We start from the raw sequence: 18,949 nt of genomic DNA on the forward strand, positions 1-18,949 counted from the left end.
GCGCCATGCAAACATGGGCCGATTACCTATAATCCCTTCGAACATTAAAGTTGGGAGGAAACCGGCTTATGGAACAAAAGGCCAAGGAGGCAGCTTCGCACGCTGCGATTCCTGTGAGCATCTCGGCGATGCTCGTCACGCTGGGCGTGGTGTACGGCGATATCGGCACCAGCCCCATGTATGTAACCAAGGCGCTCGTTGCCGGCAACGGCGGCATCGGAAGCGTCACGCAGGAGTTCGTGCTCGGCGCGCTCTCCCTTGTTGTGTGGACGGTCACGCTGCTGACGACCGTCAAGTACGTGCTGATCTCGCTGCGCGCCGACAACCACGGCGAGGGCGGTATCTTTGCCCTGTACAGCCTGGTCAAGCGTTGCGGCAAGTGGCTCATCATCCCCGCCATGCTGGGTGGCGCGGCACTGCTCGCCGACGGCATCCTGACGCCTGCCGTTACCGTGACCACTGCCATCGAGGGCCTGCGCACCATCCCGGCGGTCCACGCCGTGCTCGGTGACGACCAGGGTCGCGTTGTCGCGATCACGCTTGCCATTATCATTGCGCTCTTCTTGGTGCAGCGCATCGGCACGGCCAAGATCGGTCACGCCTTTGGCCCCATCATGACGCTGTGGTTTTTGTTCCTGGGCGGTACGGGCCTGTTCTTTGTCTTCCAGCATCCCGCGGTGCTGCTGTGCCTCAACCCGCTGCGCGGCATCGGCTTTCTGCTGAGCCCCAACAACCATGCGGGCATCATGATCCTAGGCAGCTGCTTCCTCGCCACCACCGGTGCCGAGGCGCTCTATTCCGACATGGGCCATGTGGGCCGCGGCAACATCTACGCCACCTGGCCGTTCGTTAAGTGCTGCCTGCTGCTGTCCTACATGGGTCAGGGCGCGTGGCTTATCAACAACGCTGCCAACCCCGAGCTCATGGGCATCGCCGACCTCAACCCCTTCTACCAGATGCTCACCCCGAGCCTGCGTCCCTTTGCCGTCGGCCTTTCCACCATCGCCGCCATCATTGCCTCGCAGGCGCTCATCACCGGCGCATTCTCGCTGGTGTCCGAGGCCAGCCGCCTGGACCTCATGCCTCATATGCAGGTCTTCTATCCTGCCGAGACCAAGGGTCAGCTCTACATCCCCATGGTCAACAACGTCATGCTCGTGGGCTGCGTTATCGTGGTGCTGCTGTTCCAGAACTCGGCGCACATGGAGGCTGCGTACGGCTTGGCTATTACCCTGACCATGATGTGCACGACGCTGCTGCTCTTCTTCTATCTGCACGTGGAGCGCAAGCTCAAGGTTGCGCCGTGGATCTTTGCCGTCTTCTTCCTCATGCTCGAGGGCTTCTTCTTTGTGAGCTCGCTCACCAAGTTCTTCCACGGCGGCTATTTCACCATCCTTATGGCCGCGCTCATCATGAGCATTATGGTGTGCTGGTACAACGGCACGGCGGTCGAGCAGCGCCAGTTTACGCTGCTGCCGCTGCGCAGCTACCTGCCGCAGCTCAAGCGCCTGCGCGACGACGACCGCTACGAGCTCATGAGCGACAATATCGTGTACCTGACCAAGGACACCAACACCGACTATATCGACCGCGATATCGTCTACTCCATCCTGGATAAGCACCCCAAGCGCGCTCGCGCCTGGTGGTTCGTGAATGTCGAGACCATGGACGAGCCGCATACCTTTGCCTACTCGGTCGAGACGTTCGGCACCGACTACGTGTTCCGCGTGCATCTGTACCTGGGCTACAAGATCAACCAGCGCGTTAACGCCTATCTGCGCCAGGTTGTTCAGGATCTGGCAGCCAGCGGCGAGCTGCCGCCGCAGACGCATGACTACTCGGTCTACAAGGATCCGGGCAACATCGGTACGTTCAAGTTCGTTATGATCCGCAAGCTTCTGGCGCCCGAAAGCGACGTGGAGCCGAGCGAGCGTACGGCCATTACGCTCAAGTACATCATCCGCCGCGCCGCTGGCACGCCTGCGCGCTGGTACGGCCTGGAGAACTCCAACGTGAACTTTGAGTACGTGCCGCTGTTCACCAAGTTTAAGGCCGTGAGCAAGATGCAGCGTCTGGCTCCCAACGAGCGCCCGTAATCGACACCTGAGATTTGACTGTGAACGGGCAGGTTTGCAATGACGGGAAATGAGTCTGGGGAGAAAACCATGGACGCAAAGACGCTTGACGGTCGCGATCTTGCGGCCGAGCTGGTGCGCGAGGCACGCGTCGACGCCGCCGAAGATCGGTTCTTTACGAATCGGGCCAACATGGACATGGCCGATCGTGTGATTTCGGTCGTGGCGCTGGTGTTTGTCGCGGCGTGCGTGTGCGCACTGCTCGCGCACGTGCTGTTTGTCTAGCGACCGCAGGTTGCAAAGGCTATACACTTGGAACCACCACGAGGGGAAACCACCACAAAGGTGCCTGTCCCCTTTGTGGTGGTTTTTGTTTTTGAGAGAGGGGCGGGGCGCTGATGGACGTCCATGCGGACGGCGATATTGCCGAGAACTTTTGGTGGCGGCGTACAACGCTGACGCGTCGCAGCCCTCTGTATGACGCCTGCGTATCGGCGGGGCTGCTGGTCGCGGCGACGATTGTGGGCGCGCTGCTCGACCATCCGGGTCTCGCGCCGAGCATCATGATCGTCTATGTGTTCGCCGTGCAGCTGTGCGCATTCTTTACCTGGAGTCGCCTGTATTGCTTGCTGAGCTCGGCTGCCGCCGTGGCGCTCTACAACTTCTTGTTTGTCGACCCGCGCTGCTCGCTGTCGTTTATCGACCGCGTCTATCCCGGCATGTTCTTCATTATGTTTGCGGTCTCGCTCGTGTCGAGCTCGATCGCGCTGGCCCTGCGCCGCGCCTTGGCGCAGGCTGCCGCCAGCGACCGTCGCACGCAGATGGTGCTCGAGACCAACCGTATGCTGCAGCGCTGCGCCGATCAGCAACAGATTGTGCACGCTATGGCAACGCAGCTGGCGCGTCTTTCGGACTGTCCGGTCGTGTGGTATAGCGCCGATGCCGACGACGATGACCTGCTGCCGCGCGCGACGTACACGGCCGTGGGCGATGCCGCGCCGGTGCACCAGTTGGCGCCCCAGATGCCGCCGCGGCTCTCGGCATCCGCTTATGTGGGAACGCCGCTCGATGCCACCTATGGTGGCTCGGCGTTCTACGGCATATACCTGACCGTGCGCTCGGGTGACACCATGGTGCGCGCGGACGATCCCGCCTCGGTGGTGGGGGTGCTCGCCATTGTCGCCGAGCCCGATGCGCTGACGCCCGAGGAGCGGACGCTTGCCGATGCCATTGTGAGCGAAGGCGAGCTTGCGCTCGATCGCGCCCGCGCCATGGAGGCCCGCGAGGAGGCGGCGGTACTCGCTAAAAACGAGCAGCTGCGTGCCAATTTGCTGCGTTCCATTTCGCACGATCTGCGTACGCCGCTCACCAGTATTTCGGGTAATGCCGACGTGTTGCTCGACCAGGGCTCGACCGGCACGGCCGTGCTCGACGACCAGACACGCCGCGGCATGCTCCTATCCATTCGCTCGGATGCGCTGTGGCTCAACGCTACCGTCGAGAATCTGCTCGCCATCACCAAGCTCGAGGGCGGCGGCATGCACCTGTCGACCACGCTCGAGCTCATGGACGATATCGTCGAGGAGGCGCTGCGTCACGTAAATCCGGCCGTGCGCGAGCACGACCTTAAGGTAGTGGCGTGCGATGAGCCGGCGCTCGTCAACGTCGACGCGCGCCTGATGGTGCAGCTGGTGGTCAATCTGGTGAACAACGCCATCACCTATACGCCTGCGGGCTCGCATGTCATAATCTCGATTGGCGTCCATGATGGATGCGTGGCGTGCTCGGTTGCTGATGATGGCCCGGGCATTGCGCCCGAGGACCGCGAGCGAATCTTTGAGTCGTTCTACACCGCCAACCATGGCCTAGCCGACAGTTGCCGCAGCGTGGGCTTGGGGCTTTCGCTCTGTCGCTCCATTGCGCTGGCACATGGCGGTAGCATAGAGGTTGCCGCGGCGGCCCCGCACGGCTCTGTCTTTACGATTGAGCTTCCCGCCGCCGATATTTCGTTTGATAAGGAGTAGCGCTGTGCCGAACTCTGCCGTGAAACCGCTCATCTTGGTCGTTGAGGACGATCCCGCCGTCCGCAACCTTATCGTCGCCGCGCTCGAGGCGCACGGCTTGCGCCATATGGCCGTGGAGACCGCTCACGCCGCCATCGCCGCCGCCTCGTCGCAGGCGCCGAGCATTGTGCTGCTCGATCTGGGCCTGCCCGATATGGACGGCGTCAAGGTGGTGGAGTCGGTGCGCGCGTGGTCGGGCATGCCGATTATCGTGGTTTCGGCACGCAGCGAGGACGTGGACAAGATCCGCGCGCTCGATGCCGGCGCCGACGACTACCTGACTAAGCCGTTTTCGGTCGAGGAGCTGCTCGCGCGCATTCGCACGACGCTCAGGCGCCTTTCGTATGCGCAGGCGGGCGGTGTTGCTTCCGAGGGCTCGTTCGATACCGGCGAGTTGCATATCGATTTTGATGCCGGCATCGCCACGATGGATGGCGAGGAGCTGCATCTGACGCCGATCGAGTACAAGTTGCTCTGCCTGCTGGCACACAATGCCGACAAGGTGCTGACGCACCAATTTATCCTGAACGAGATTTGGGGTACGGCGACTAAGAGCGACCTGGCGAGCCTACGCGTCTTTATGGGCACGCTGCGCAAGAAGATCGAGTCCGACCCCGCCCATCCGCGCTATATCCAAACGCATGTGGGTATCGGTTACCGATTGGTCACCCAGGAGTAGGGCAGAGCGCGGCCCCTCTATGAGTTGCGGTGAAATAGATCCTATTTGGGCCTTTACCAGGCATTTTTAGGAACTATTCCACCGCAATTTTGTTATTTGCCCTTGGGCTTGCTGGCGTAGAACTTCTTCTTTTTGGGCTTACCTGCACAGGTGGGCTTGCCGTCACCGCGCGGCCCTCGGTCGCCGGCCTGCGCGTGCGCGGGCACTGCTGTACGGGGCTTGCGGGCTTCGGGGTTGCGCAGCTCCTCGGTTCGCTCGGCAATCTCCTCGGTACTAAAGCCGACTTCGGCCATGGCATCCTCGATGGGCAGGCGGCGCACGATATAGCAATGGTGCACCTTCTGGTTGCGCGCGAAGTCCTCGGGGATGGTCTGCGCCGTAATGTCCTCCAGCACGACGCCCGCGCGCGCGAGCTTGCGCGTCTCGGGGCGGAAGCCGCGCAGGTTGCAGCTAAAGATGGCGTGGCCGCCCTGCGCGAGCAGGCGCGATACACCGGCCAAAAGCTCAACATGGTCGCGCTGAACATCCCAGGTGCGGCGGCCCATCTTGGACGAGTTCGAAAACGTGGGCGGATCGACAAAGATCAGGTCCCAGCGATTGCGCGTCTGGCGCTGGTCGCGAATCCAGGCGAGCACGTCGTCGCGCACAAAGTGGTGCTGCGGCCCCACAAAGCCATTCTGGCGCATGTTGCGCTCGGCCCAGTCCAGGTAGGTGTTGGAGAGGTCGACCGTCACGGTTTCCTCGACGCCGCCGTCGGCTGCATAGCAGGTGGCGGTGCCGGTGTAGGCAAACAGGTTGAGGAAGCGGCGCGCCTGCTTGGCGTGCTCGCGCACCAGATTGCGCGTGACGCGATGATCCAGGAAGATGCCGACGTCCAGGTAGTCGTCAAAGTTGACGGCAAAGGTAAGACCGCCTTCCTCGATGAGCGGCAGGCGACGGCGCGCAATGTTGGCGCGCTCGCCCGAGCCGCCCTTGCCGGCGCCCTGCTTACCGTACTGCGAACCGCCGCGCGAACGTATGCGGGCTTTGGCGTGCACGTGCTCGGCTGGAACATCCAAGATGCGCGGCGCGATGGCCAAGATATCGAGCATGCGGGCCTGGGCCAGCGCAGGATCGATGGTCTTGGGTGCGGCGTACTCGGCGATGACGAGCCAGCGGCCCGGCGTCTGCGGGCAGCCCTCGTACAGGTCGACGGCGGCGGAGTAGTCGGGCAGGTCGGCATCGTAGACGCGGTAGCAGCTCACGCCCTCACGCTTTGCCCACTTGCGGCGCAGGCGGGCGTTCTTGCGCAGGCGGTTGGCGAACTGCTCGGACTCGGGAATGAGCACGGGCAGCGGCTTGCCGTCGCCCAAATCGAGCGTGGCGGCAGGTTCGGGCATGGGAGCGTTGGCGGCTTCGTTTTCGGTATCTGCGGCCTGCTCCTCGGCATCCGCGCTAGTCGCAGCTTCAAATGCTGCGGCGGCGTGGTCGAGCGAAGGCCAAATCTCAATAGTCGCCTCTTCGTTGTTGGGCATGACGGCGATGGAGCGCGCGGGCTCGGCATGGAGTGCGCGGGCCATAAGGCCGTCGCGGGTGAGTGCGGCGACCGGTGCGGCGGTAAGCTCGGGCGCGCGACGCAGCTCGCCGACCAGCGTCAGGGCGTCGTGCATGAGCGAAAGCGGGGTCTCGGTGGTGTCTGCGACCACGGCGGCGCCGGCGACAGCACCCGCATGGTCCAGTACGGTAGTGGGCTTGGCGGCGCAAAAGTCGACAAAGCGCTTATAGCCGGCGCGCTTGACCATGCGCTCAGCGGTCTTGCGGGCGGCGGGGTCAACATCCACGGCAACGATGCGCGCCTGCCGCTCGCGCGCTGCCGCCTCGCGCTCGCGTGCCTCGGCAAGCAGCTGCTCCCACAGGGCGGCATCGTGCAGCTGCCAGCCCTCAAAGCCCCAGCGCTCGCGGGCGGCGCCCGGGGCGCGGTCGGTCAGAATGTTCACGGCCTCCAGCAGCAGGCCGCCGCCGGCGCACGAGGCGTCGATCAGCGCGGGCAGGGCCTCGTTTTCGTAATCATCGGCCGTCAGCTCGCGCTCGCACAGCGCGGTCCAGCCGACCTGCGCCAGCACCAGGGCGGCGTAGTCGGGGCGCAGCACGTGCGTGCCCTCGCCGGCGCGGGTCGCTGCGGGCGGCAGGCGCTTGAACAGCGGATCGCCCGAAAGGTCCAGGCTAATGCTCGCGCGGCGCTGACGCAGCGAAAGCAGCAGGTGAACATCGGGATCGGCGGCGTCGACATCGGCGCGACGGCCCGTGGTCTCGGCCAGACGGTCGCACAGCGCGTCCTTGGCGCGCAGGGCCGAGAAGCGCGTGTTGCGCAGCTGCTCGGTCACACCACGGGCAGTGATGGCAATGGTGGCGCCGGGACGGACGATGTTTTCCCAGGCAATGTCGTAAACGGCATCGTACAGCTCGTCGGCATCCTGTGCCTCAAAGCGCCCGAGCACCACAAACACGCGGCTGGCCAGGCGCGACCACAGGCAGGCACGGTAGCCTTGCTCGAGCTCGCCCTCAAACGTGGCGCGGCCCTTGAGGCGGCGGACATGCGAAAGCCCGAGCCGTTTAAGCTCGTCGGCGAGTGCGGACTCAAAGCCCTCGGGGCAGCTTGCATAAAATTCCATGGGTGACCTCTCTGGTTGTGTCGCTCCATTATATGATGGAAGCTTCGTTTGCCATCGCCCTCGAAAGGAACCCATATGATTGATGCGTGCCCCGATTCCGCTGTACTGTTTTTTGACGTGGACGGCACGCTGACGTCGTTCGATCCCGACAGCATGACCGATAAGGACTTTTCGGCGGTGCGCCCGTCGCAGACGGTCATTGAGGCGTTTCATCGCCTGCACGATGCGGGGCACAAGGCGTTTATCTGCACAGGACGCCCCTTGTGGCTGATTGCCGATGGTCTGCGTGAGCTCGAACCTGCGGGTATCGTGGCCATGGCGGGGGCGACGCTCGAGGTTGAGGGCCGTGTGGTGCACGAGGATTGCTTTGAAGAGGACATTGTCGAGGAGCTTGCGCGTCGCGTTGTGGACGCCGGCATTGAGGTCTTTTTTGAGGCCAACGCTGCGACTTTTGCACTGGAGCCCGCGGGTGTTGAACGGTCGTCTCTGATCGGCACGCATGTGGTGCATAGCGCCGAGGAAATGCGCATCGACGGCCGCCTGCGTGTGGGCAAGGTGTGCCTTAACGAGCCCGGCTTGGCTCGCGTGGCCAATGACGACGGCTTTATCGAACGCAACTTTGAGCTGTGCAACACCGGCGGCCAGAATCGCGAGCTGAGTCCCAAGGGCATTGACAAGGGCGTGGGCGTGGCGCGAGCGCTTGAGTATCTGGGGCGCGCCGGCAACGCGCGCACCTTTGGCTTTGGCGATTCGGGCAACGACCTGGGCATGCTTGCCGCCGTCGAGACGGCTGTTGCCATGGGCAACGCCATGCCCGAGGTCAAGGCAATCGCCGACTACGTGACCGACGACGTCGCACGCGACGGTACCGTCACCGCCATGCGCCACTTTGGGTTGATCTAATTATTTCGCCGTTCGGACGATTTTCGATCTGCAACTCACCGGATTCACATGCTCAATCGATTTATCAATTCAAACGCTAAGGCGTTTATACCGTTCGCCGAGAAGATAAAAAACCGCAGCTCACGCCTTGATAAACGTAGATAAAGTGTTTAGCAGTTCCACGCCCGTATGCTAACGAAAGGAATCAGGCAGATGGCAATCAAGGTGTTCGCTGACGGTGCAAACCTCGAGGGCATGCTCGACATGTACGAGAACGGCAACGTTCAGGGCTTCACGACCAACCCGTCCCTTATGAAGAAGGGCGGCGTGACGGATTACCGCGCGTTTGCCAAGGAGGTCCTGGCCCACATCACCGATGCGTCCGTATCGTTTGAGGTCTTTGCCGACGACGTCGAGACCATGGAGATCGAGGCCCGCGAGATCGCTGCCTGGGCCGAGAACGTCTATGTCAAGATTCCGTGCGTGACCACCAAGGGCGAGTCCACGGCCGAGTTGGTGCGCAAGCTTTCCGCCGACGGCATCAAGGTCAACGTCACCACCATCTTTACGCCCGCGCAGGTTGACGAGATGGTCGACGCCGTCGACGCCGAGACGCCGTCCATCATCTCGCTCTTTGCCGGCCGCATCGCCGACACCGGCGTCGATCCCATTCCGTTTATGACGGAGTCGGTCAAGAAGGCCGCCGCCAAGCCCAACTGCGAGGTTCTGTGGGCATCCACGCGCGAGCTTATCAACATTTACCAGGCGCAGGCCTGCGGCTGCCAGATCATCACGGTGCCCAACAGCATTCTGGCCAAGCGCAAGAACATCGGCCGCGACCCGTACGAGGTTTCGCTCGATACCGTGCGCGGCTTTGCCAAGGATATCGCGGCGCTCGGTTTCCATATCCTGCCGTAACGCGAACACTGGCTGCGCCGCGGATTGTTCGCCCCGGCCTTTCCTTTCCCTATCGCTCACGCGCTTCGCGAGGGTCGCGCTAGGCAAAGGAAAGGCCGGGGCTGCCGACACGAACCCGTCGGTAGATCCTGAGCTGAATCGCTACCTTTATTCCGATGGGGGTCGACAGCGTTACCCCGCCAACTGTCTCGGGCAGTAATGGGGCTGGGCTCGGATGGCAACGCCGCGTGCCACTGGCGGCTTCGTTCGCCGGATGACGATTCGTGTTACGCGTCCGGCGTCACCTCGGACGGCGGCGTGGGCTCCGGCGGCATCGCGTGGACAACGCGGTTCCGCATCATGGATCAACCTGTAATCTAATGATCTTCTAATCCATATCTATCAAGTATCGAAAACGATCCGGCCCCGAGTTGGCAGTCATCGCCAAGGCAAAGGACCCTGCCGGCTATGTGTTCGGGGCGACGCGCAAGTCGCCCAAGACCCTTCGATTATCCTTTGTTCCGCGCATGTAAGATCTCATACTTGACGTGGTTGAACAGCTCTACTGGGCAAACGAGGTCTTTGCGGTTCGTGCCCATAAGTGTCCCACCAACAAAAATCGAGATATTCGGTCTCAGGGTGCCGTCAAGATTGCCAATATGGCTGAAAAACGTCCCGTACCGCACCTCTGCGGGTGCAGATATGGGACTTTTGTGGAATATCTGACGCCTATTTGTTGAGCTTGCACTTTGAAGAGGTGTTATCGCGGCCCAGTGAGGCCGAATATCTCAAAAATTGCAGGTGAGGATTAGAGGAAACGGTGTCTCGCACTTCGGGATATCGCCAAATCGTTTTAGAAGGAGGGGCGCTCGGCGGAATGGGACCCGCCGAGCGCCTGCAGCGGCTTATTTGCCCCGCACCATGGTGAGCGAGATCTTCTTGCGGTCGCGATCGACCTTCTCGACCCACACCTTGACCGTGTCGCCGACGCGCACCACGTCGCTCGGGTGCTTGACGAAGCGGTTGGCAAGCTTGGAGATGTGCACGAGGCCGTCCTGGTGCACGCCCACGTCGACAAAGGCGCCAAAGTCCACGACGTTGCGCACCGTGCCCTTGAGCTCCATGCCGGACTCCAGGTCGTCGATGGAAAGCGCCGAGCGGCTAAAGACCACCTCGGGTGCGTCGTCGCGCGGGTCGCGGCCGGGCTTCTTGAGCTCGTTGACAATGTCGATGAGCGTCAGGGTGCCGCAGTCCAGGTCGCTTGCCAGCGCCGAGATGCTGCCCAGACGGCGCCCGATGTCGGGCACGCCGCCGCGGCTGAGCTCGCTTGCCGCAACGCCGGCGCGCTCCAGGACGGCCGTGGCCACCTCGTAGCTCTCGGGGTGGACGCTTGTCGCATCGAGCGGGTTTTTACCGCCGCTGATGCGCAGGAAGCCCGCGGCGTTGAGATATGCCTTGGGTCCTAACTTGGGAACCTTCTTAAGCTGGCGACGATCGGTAAAGGCGCCGTTTTCCTCGCGGTATGCCACGATGTTTTTGGCTACGCTCGGCGTGATGCCCGATACGTAGCCCAGCAGGCTCGCGCTTGCGGTGTTTACGTCGACGCCCACGCGGTTGACGACGTCTTCCACCACGTGGCCCAGGGTGCGCGAAAGCTCGGCCTGGTCAAGATCGTGCTGGTACTGGCCAACGCCGATGGACTGGGGCGGAATCTTGACGAGTTCTGCCAGTGGGTCCTGCAGGCGGCGGCCCAGGCTCATGGCGCCACGCACGGTGACGTCCAGGTCGGGATACTCCTGGCTGGCGAGCTCGGAGGCGGAGTACACCGACGCGCCGGCCTCGTTGACGATGGTGTATCGCAGCCCAGGCGCCTGCTCGGCGATGAGCTCCGAGACGACTTCCTCGGTCTCGCGGCTGGCGGTGCCGTTGCCGATGACGATGGTGTTGACGCCGTCCTTCTTGACGAGGCGGGCGAGCTCGCGCTTAGTGCCGGCGACGTCGTGGCGCGGCTTGGTGGGGTAGACTACGCTGTGGTCGAGCAGCTTGCCGGTCTCGTCCATGACGGCGACCTTGCAGCCGGTGCGGTAGCCCGGATCGAGCGCGAGCACACGGGCGCCGCGGACGGGGCGTGCCGAGAGCAGGCCCTCAAGATTCTTGGCAAAGACGTTGATGGCCTCGGTCTGGGCACGAACGGTGAGTTTGGCGCGGGCCTCGCGCTCCAGCGAGGGGGCCATGAGGCGCTTGTAACCGTCAGCGATGGCGGCATCGAAGATGGGAGCAAACACGCCCTGGCGTCGGGGCCAACGGCTGCCGAGGCGTGCCGTGGCGGCAGCGCCGTCGACGTTCACGCGCACGCGGAGCTTGCCCTCGCGCTCACCGCGGTCGATAGCCAGCACGCGGTGGTTGGGAATATGGCGCAGCGGCTCGTCAAAGTTGTAGTACGGCTCATAGGGGGTCTTCTCGGCAGGGTCGGTGGCCTCGACGACGATGTCGGCGGTGTTTTGCATAAAGGCGCGCAGGTCGGCGACGTTCTCGGGGTCCTCGGCCACCGTCTCGGCCACGATGTCGGCGGCGCCGGCGAGCGCTTTCTCGGGCGTGTCGAAGCCGGCCTCCTCGTTGACGTATGCCGCGGCGGTGTCGAGCGCGCTGCCCTTGGCCGAGGCCTGCATGATGATCATGTTGGCGAGTGGCTCCAGGCCGGCCTCGCGGGCCTTCTGCGCGCGAGTCATGCGCTTTTTGCGGAAGGGCTTGTAGAGGTCCTCGACACGCTGGAGCTGCGTGGCCTCGCGAATCTGCTGCTCAAGCTCGGGCGTGAGTTTGCCCTGGGCATCGATGAGCAGGATGACGTCCTCTTTGCGCTGTTCAAGATTGCGCAGGTAGGACAGGCGCTCGTCGAGTGCGCGCAGGGCGACGTCGTCCATGCCACCCGTGGCTTCCTTGCGGTAGCGCGAGATAAAGGGGATGGTGTTGCCATCGTCGATGAGCTTGACGGCCGCCTCGACGTTGGCGGCCTTAAGGTTGAGCTCGCGGGCGAGCTGGGCGATAAGATCCATGGGACTCCTTGCGTTTAAGGTGCGTTTGCGACACAGGGCTACCAAGGATACCACCTGTCCCAAAAGACTGTTTTGGGGCGAACGAACCAAGCCGAGGTGCGAAATAGCCCCCCCGCCCCAGAAAAAAACGTCGGCAACGTAGCAAAATACCCCGCGGGCAGGAGGCTGCTCGCGGGGCAAAGAAGAGGGGCTTGTTGGTGGCGGGCCGAGACGCTCGGCGGGGAGTTTGCCGCGGCCCGCTCTTAAGGCATACAGCTCGACGAGCTGGCCGGTCTTGGCGGCCTCCTTGATGGCGTTGAGAAGCGTGAGCGTCTTGACGTTGTCGACCGGCGTCACGACGGGCTCGACCTCGCGGCGGACAACCTTCACAAAGTGCTTGAGCTGCATCTTGTGCGGCAGTGCCGGGTCCACGGCTGGAATCTCCATCTGCAGCGGCTTGTGCCAGTTGGAGGTGCCGTCGTAGGAGAACTGGTGCAGGCGGGGCAGCGACAGGGCGCCCTTAGTGCCGCCGATGAAGTAAGCGTCGGCGTCGATCGAGCTTAAGCCAGTTGCTCATAGGAACTTCCCTTCTTGTGCCTCCCAGTGGGTCGCTCCCATTAATCGACCCACGTGGTTTTCGCTGGTTATCGTATGCTTTGAATTTGCGCAGGTGAATTGCATATTTGTTAGAATGGCGTAAACCTGTGGTTTATAGCTTGCAAGACGATTTGTTCTTAATTGAGTGTGTGACCTGCCAAAACAACCCCCTTCGGCGGCGTATGACCATACGTCTGGAAACGGGAGACTGACGTGTACGATCGACGACTCGAGGCCATAACGGCCGCCGCGGAGCTGGGAAGCTTCTCGCGCGCCGCGGCAAAACTGCGCGTGTCGACCCCGGCGCTCGTCAAGCAGGTGTCGGGATTCGAGGCCGAGTTTGGCATCACGTTGTTCGAGCGCTCACATTCGGGCGTCAAAGTGACGCCGGCGGGTGCTCTGCTGGTGGACGACGCACGCTCGATCATGCGCCAGTCTGAGGATGCGTTGCGTCGCGCCCGGCGCGCGGCGGGCGATGGCGGCGCCGTGCGCCTGGGCGTGTCGATGATGTGCCCGGGGCGCCAGACGCTGTCGATGTGGACGGGCGTGCACCCGGCCTTTGTGGGCGTGCCGTTCCTGTGCGGCCGCGAGGTGCCGGTCTACTTGCACTACCCGCTCGAGCCCACCCTCCAAGTCCAAAAATTCGTCAACGCCATGGCCCAACTCCTCAAGTAGCTAATTTAGGACGGGGCTTTTTTAGCTACTTGAGGATGATTTTTCCGGGACGGGGATTGAATAATCATTCGGTACACAATGATGATTAAATCCCCGTCCGGAAAAAACGTAAGAAAATAGCCCAAAAAAGCTTGCTTTCCCTATGAAAGCCGCCATATCTATGGTTGTTTAGCCTATGAAAACTGGCATGTCTTGTTGCCGTATCCCTATGATAATTGCCAAAACCCATAGTGGGCGTGCGGTTCCCGTCGAGGTGAAGTCGGGGACCAACCTTAAGGCGAAAAGCTGAGCGGCGAGTATTAAACGATTTGATTATGATTTGGCCATTCGTTTCTCGGCGGGTAAACCATCTCGGGATGGCGCAATCATCGACTTGCCCCTCTATGCGGTCGAATCGCTCCCCAAGATCCTCGAGGATCCAGAGCGATTTTTGGGCCGATAATTCACCAGCCGAATCCGCCCTTGTGCAGTTTAAAAAACGAGGCCCTGGCCAATCGGCCAGGGCCTCACTTACTTTATTCCGTTCTAAACGACGGGCTGATTGCGCGCAGGAGGACCCCCAGGCGGGCCGGGGTGTAACCTCCGCGCGCAGTTTCGCAGCGCAGCGAGAATGTTTGAGCACGGAGGTTACACCCCGGCCCGCCTGGGGGTCCTCCGTGAAACAAACCTACCTACTCCAGCTCAAACGCACCCGTGTACAGCTGGTAGTAGTACCCGCGCTTGGCGATCAGCTCGTCGTGGTTGCCGCGCTCGATGATGCGACCGTGGTCCAGACAGATGATCGCGTCGGAGTTGCGTACGGTGGAGAGACGGTGCGCGATGACAAATGTCGTGCGACCCTCCATGAGCTTGTCCATACCCGCCTGCACGATAGCCTCGGTGCGGGTGTCAATGCTCGACGTTGCCTCGTCCAGGATCATCGCCGGCGGGTCGGCGACGGCGGCACGTGCGATTGAAATCAGCTGGCGCTGGCCCTGCGAAAGCTGGGCGCCATTGCCGGTGAGCATGGTGTCGTAGCCGTCGGGCAAGCGGGTGATAAAGTCGTCCGCACCTGCGAGCTTTGCCGCCGCGATGCATTCGTCATCGGTGGCGCTCAGGTTGCCGTAGCGGATGTTGTCCATCACGGTGCCGGTGAACAGGTTTACATCCTGTAGTACGACGCCCAGCGAACGGCGCAGGTCGGCCTTGCGGATCTTGTTGACGTTGATGCCGTCGTAGCGAATCTTGCCGTCGGCGATGTCATAGAAGCGGTTGATGAGGTTAGTGATCGTGGTCTTGCCGGCACCGGTGGCACCGACAAACGCGACCTTCTGACCCGGCTTGGCGTATACGGATACGCCGTGCAGCACCTCGTGGTCGGGCGTGTAGCCAAAGTCCACGTTGTCCATGACCAGATCGCCGCGCAGTGGTACGTAGTCGATCTCGCCGGTCGCGCGGTGCGGATGCTTCCACGCCCACATGCCGGTGTGGTGGTCGGCCTCCTCGAGCTGCCAGGTGTCGGGGTTCACCTGCGCGTTGACGAGCGTCACGTAGCCTTCGTCGGCTTCGGGTTCCTCGTCGATGAGCTCAAAGATGCGGTCGGCGCCGGCGAGGCCCATGACCACGGCGTTGATCTGCTGCGAGATCTGGCCGATCTGTCCGCAGAACTGCTTGGTCATGTTAAGGAACGGCACCACGACGGAGATGGACAGCGCCATACCCGAGATACTCAGGTTGGGCACGCCCAGCGCCAGGAAAATGCCGCCGGCAAGGGCCACCAGCACGTAGAGCAGGTTGCCCAGGTTCATAAGGATGGGCATGAGGATGTTGGCGTACATGTTGGCTTTCTGCGAGACCTCAAAGAGCTTCTCATTGCGCTCGTCGAAATCGGCCTCGGCGGCAGACTCGTGGCAGAACGCCTTGACGACCTTCTGGCCGTTCATGGCTTCCTCGATATGGCCCTCGACCACGCCGAGCTCGGTCTGCTGCGCAATGAAGAAACGCGCGGAGTTGGAGCCGAGCAGCTTGGTCATAAAGGTCATAAAGGCGACGCCTGCTACGATGACCAGGCACATCCACACGCTGTAGTACAGCATGATAAAGAACACCGTGACGATGATGATAATTGTCATGAGCAGGTTGGGCAGCGACTGGCTGATCATCTGACGCAGCGTGTCGATGTCGTTGGTGTAATGGCTCATGATATCGCCGCGCTGGTGCGTGTCGAAGTAGCGGATCGGCAGGTCCTGCATGCGGTCGAACATCATCTCGCGCAGCTTTTCCAGCGAGCCCTGCGTGACGATGACCATGGCGCGGTTCCAGAAGAGCGAGGACAGGACGCCGACGCCGTAGATGCAGGCGAGGGTGGTCACGAGCTGTGCGATCTTGGGCTGCGCGGCTTCCCAGTCGCCCGACTGCCACGATTCGCTAATAATCTGCAGGGCGCTCTGAAGGAAGGTCGCGCCGATGGAGTTGATGATGGCGCAGAGCACCACGCCGGCGACGACGAGGGGCAAAAGCACGGGATAGAAGCCAAAGAGCGTCTTGATGAGGCGCGGCATGGTGCCGCCCTTGCGGTTGAGCGCGCGCTCGGCGGTAGCGGCCTTACTCATGTGCCTCGCCTCCTTCCTGGGTCTGAGCTTGCGTTGCGGTCGCATCGGTGTTGTCTGCCGCCGTGGCCGCGTCGCCGGAGACGTTGTCGGCGTCTTGCACACCTTCGGTAGACATCTTGTTTTGCGAGGTAAAGGTCTCGCGGTAGATCTCGCTCGTCTTGAGCAGCTCGTCATGGTTGCCGATCTGCGCGATGCGGCCGCCTTCCATGACGATGATGCGGTCTGCGTCCTGCACGGAGCTGATGCGCTGGGCGATGATGAGCTTGGTCGTGTTGGGCAGATAGCTTGCCAGTCCTGCGCGAATCTTGGCGTCGGTCTTGGTGTCGACGGCGCTGGTGGAGTCGTCCAGGATCAAGATCTTGGGGCGACGCAGCAGAGCGCGCGCAATGCACAGGCGCTGCTTCTGGCCGCCCGAGACGTTGGAGCCGCCCTGTTCAATCCAGGTGTCGTAGCCCTTGGGGAAGCCGTCGACAAACTCGTCGGCGCAGGCCAGGTGTGCCGCCTCGCGAACCTCTTCGTCGGTGGCATTCGGGTCGCCCCAGCGCAGGTTCTCGGCAATGGTGCCGCTAAACAGCACGTTTTTCTGCAGCACCATGGCGACCTGGTGGCGCAGCGCGTCCAGGTCGTAGTCGCGCACGTCCACGCCGCCCACGCGCACGGTGCCTTCGGTGGCGTCGTACAGGCGGGCGATGAGGTTGACGAGCGTGGACTTGGCAGAACCCGTGCCGCCGATGATGCCGATGGTCTCGCCGCTTACAATGTGCAGGTCGATATCGTCAAGCGCCTGGCGCTCCGCATGCTCGGAATACTTAAAGCTCACGTGGTCAAAGTCGATGGAGCCGTCGGCAACCTCGAGCACGGGCTCGGCGGGATCGGCGATCGTGGGCTCGGCGGCCAGCACTTCGGTAATGCGGTGCGCCGATTCGTCGGCCATGGTCACCATGACAAAGATCATCGACAGCTGCATCAAGCTCATGAGGATTTGGAAACCGTAGGTAAAGGTCGAGGACAGCTGGCCCACGTCGAACAGCGTGCCCTGGCTCGTGATGATGACCTTGGAGCCCAGGTAGATAATGACGACAAACGCGCCGTTGACGCAGATGTTTATCATGGGGTTGTTAAAGGCGAGCAGCTTCTCGGCGCGGGTGAAGTCCATCTGGACGTCGCGCGCGGCGGTCGCGAATTTCCCCTTCTCAAAGTCTTCGCGCACATAGCTCTTGACCACGCGCATACCGGTGACGTTCTCCTCGATGGACTCGTTGAGGGTGTCGTACTTATGGAACACGCGCGAGTAGATGGGGCGCGCCTTAAAGATGATGAAGAACAGGCCAAAGCCTAAAAGCGGAATGATGACCAGGTAGACCATGGCGACGCTGCCGCCCATGATAAACGCCATGGTAAAGGCGAAGATCAGCACCAGCGGCGAGCGCACGGCGATGCGGATGATCATCATAAAGGCCTGCTGCACGTTGTTGATGTCGGTGGTCAGGCGCGTGACGAGCGATGAGCTCGAGAACTCATCGATGTTGGCAAAGCTGAACGTCTGGATTTTGTAGAACAGGTCGTGACGCAGGTTCTTGGCGAAGCCGCAGCTCGCATGGCTGCAGGTGACGCCGGCCGCGGCGCCAAAAGCAAGCGATGTCAGCGCGATGAGCACTAAAAGGCCCGCGGTGGGAAGCATCTCGGCTACGGTGGCGCCGTCTTTGATGGCATCGATCAGGTTGGCGGTGATAAATGGAATCAGCATCTCGCAGAGCACCTCGCCAAGCACGAGCAACGGCGTGGCGACGGTGACTTTCATATAGTCGCGGATGCTGCCCATGAGGGTTTTAATCATCCAGTTCCTCCCAGGTTACACGGATTTTCTCGAGCATTTCGGCGAGCTGTTCGCGCTCGTCGGGCGTAAGTGCGCTAAAGGCCTGCTCCCTAAAGCGAATACGGGCCGCCTGGTCGATGCGGGCGTTTTCCCGGCCGGTTTCGGTCAGGCGAATGGTGAGCTGTCGCCGGTCTTTGGGATTGCGACTGCGCTCGATGAGGCCGTTGACCTCGAGCTTGGACAGGATCTCGGAAAGCGACCCCGGCTTGAGGTCAAAGTGCATGCCGAGTTCCTGCTGCGACATCTCGCCGCCGGGCTGCTTGGCCAGCAGGCAGATGATGGGCGCCTTGCCGGACACGCCTCCGCCATGAAAATGCATGTAATGGCCGCAAAAACCCAGGCCGCTCAGGATGCGCTTGGCGAGCTTGTCTTCGCCGTTAACTGCTTCGGGCACGTCTGCCGGCTCCGAAGGATCGCCGCCGGGCTCATGCGGGCGAAGGTTAAGGGGTTCATCGCACATGAATTCGTATCGCTCCTTTCTTTAGTTAGGTAGTGGAATTGTTTTGTGCCTAACTAATCTAGGAGTGCCACACAAGAATGTCAAGGTACCAAACTTATTTAGTTACGGCGCCGCAAAACATCGGGGTAGTCGTTGGGGACGTTCTTGTTTGACTAGTCATTTAAGAACGTCCCCAATGACTAACTTCAAAACTATGCCGGATTACGGGGCTGAACTGCGGATTGTCGACCATACCGAAATTGGTAAAAAGAAAACCGCAGGTAGAAGGCTTGCTATGATTTGAAAATAGAGGGTGTGGTTGACTCATTCAGGTTCAGCCCCGTAATCCGGTGTAGTTTTGAAATGGCACTGAATGAGTGGCGGCGAATGGGCCGCAATGAAGCAGGCTAGCCCCTCGTTTCCGAAACCTTTCCGCAACAAACTGTCCTCCACGGCGCAAGCTTTCGTCCGTAGCGTTCCCTGCGCTACACT

12 protein-coding genes are annotated in these 18,949 nt (G+C 61.7%); 7 read left to right on the plus strand and 5 right to left on the minus strand.

The genetic code is table 11. The features are described from left to right. Positions 1-68: 68 nt before the first annotated feature. The 4 genes from DXB98_RS05780 (at position 69) to DXB98_RS05795 (ending at position 4,817) form a co-directional block, all read left to right on the plus strand. Positions 69-2,096 carry a KUP/HAK/KT family potassium transporter gene (locus DXB98_RS05780; protein ID WP_117743449.1) on the plus strand — a complete coding sequence of 676 codons (2,028 nt, stop codon included), beginning with the start codon at positions 69-71 and terminating at the stop codon, positions 2,094-2,096. 69 nt (positions 2,097-2,165) lie between these two features. Continuing rightward, positions 2,166-2,360 carry a hypothetical protein gene (locus DXB98_RS05785; RefSeq protein WP_117734879.1) on the plus strand — a complete coding sequence of 65 codons (195 nt, stop codon included), beginning with the start codon at positions 2,166-2,168 and terminating at the stop codon, positions 2,358-2,360. Between the two features lie 113 nt (positions 2,361-2,473). Then, entirely contained in the window at positions 2,474-4,099 is a 1,626-nt protein-coding gene (locus DXB98_RS05790) for an ATP-binding protein (RefSeq protein WP_117743450.1), read from the plus strand. A 4-nt stretch (positions 4,100-4,103) separates the two neighbouring features. Further along, the gene (locus tag DXB98_RS05795; RefSeq protein ID WP_199407131.1) at positions 4,104-4,817 is read left to right on the plus strand and encodes a response regulator; all 714 of its coding nucleotides are present in this window, start codon (positions 4,104-4,106) and stop codon (positions 4,815-4,817) included. Between the two features lie 92 nt (positions 4,818-4,909). Here the strand turns inward: DXB98_RS05795 and rlmKL are convergent, their stop codons facing one another. Further along, positions 4,910-7,468, minus strand: a complete 2,559-nt coding sequence (gene rlmKL, locus DXB98_RS05800; RefSeq protein WP_117743451.1) for a bifunctional 23S rRNA (guanine(2069)-N(7))-methyltransferase RlmK/23S rRNA (guanine(2445)-N(2))-methyltransferase RlmL — start codon at positions 7,466-7,468, stop codon at positions 4,910-4,912. A gap of 75 nt (positions 7,469-7,543) precedes the next feature. Between rlmKL and DXB98_RS05805 the strand changes: the two genes are divergently transcribed. Together DXB98_RS05805 and DXB98_RS05810 are read left to right on the plus strand one after the other, a co-directional pair. Then, on the plus strand, positions 7,544-8,371 hold the full coding sequence (locus tag DXB98_RS05805; protein ID WP_117743452.1) for an HAD-IIB family hydrolase: 828 nt from the start codon (positions 7,544-7,546) through the stop codon (positions 8,369-8,371). A 192-nt stretch (positions 8,372-8,563) separates the two neighbouring features. Further along, the gene (locus tag DXB98_RS05810; protein ID WP_233505104.1) at positions 8,564-9,268 is read left to right on the plus strand and encodes a transaldolase; all 705 of its coding nucleotides are present in this window, start codon (positions 8,564-8,566) and stop codon (positions 9,266-9,268) included. A gap of 884 nt (positions 9,269-10,152) precedes the next feature. Here the strand turns inward: DXB98_RS05810 and DXB98_RS05815 are convergent. After that, on the minus strand, positions 10,153-12,300 hold the full coding sequence (locus tag DXB98_RS05815) for a Tex family protein (RefSeq protein ID WP_117743467.1): 2,148 nt from the start codon (positions 12,298-12,300) through the stop codon (positions 10,153-10,155). 789 nt (positions 12,301-13,089) lie between these two features. On the opposite strand from DXB98_RS05815, the gene DXB98_RS05820 reads away from it, so the two are divergent. Then, positions 13,090-13,551, plus strand: a complete 462-nt coding sequence (locus tag DXB98_RS05820) for a LysR family transcriptional regulator (RefSeq protein WP_117743454.1) — start codon at positions 13,090-13,092, stop codon at positions 13,549-13,551. A 671-nt stretch (positions 13,552-14,222) separates the two neighbouring features. Here the strand turns inward: DXB98_RS05820 and DXB98_RS05825 are convergent. From DXB98_RS05825 to DXB98_RS05835, 3 genes are read right to left on the minus strand one after another with little or no spacing between them, the layout of a single operon-like run. Then, positions 14,223-16,142, minus strand: coding sequence for an ABC transporter ATP-binding protein (locus DXB98_RS05825; RefSeq protein WP_117743455.1), 1,920 nt, complete (start codon positions 16,140-16,142; stop codon positions 14,223-14,225). Then, positions 16,135-17,979, minus strand: coding sequence for an ABC transporter ATP-binding protein (locus DXB98_RS05830; protein WP_233505105.1), 1,845 nt, complete (start codon positions 17,977-17,979; stop codon positions 16,135-16,137). Before DXB98_RS05830 ends, DXB98_RS05825 begins: the two co-directional genes overlap by 8 nt. Continuing rightward, positions 17,972-18,478, minus strand: a complete 507-nt coding sequence (locus tag DXB98_RS05835; protein ID WP_117743456.1) for a MarR family winged helix-turn-helix transcriptional regulator — start codon at positions 18,476-18,478, stop codon at positions 17,972-17,974. The genes DXB98_RS05830 and DXB98_RS05835 overlap by 8 nt, the downstream gene beginning before the upstream one ends. Positions 18,479-18,949: the final 471 nt, after the last annotated feature.

The organism is Collinsella sp. OM07-12 (assembly GCF_003438275.1).
Lineage (GTDB): Bacteria > Actinomycetota > Coriobacteriia > Coriobacteriales > Coriobacteriaceae > Collinsella.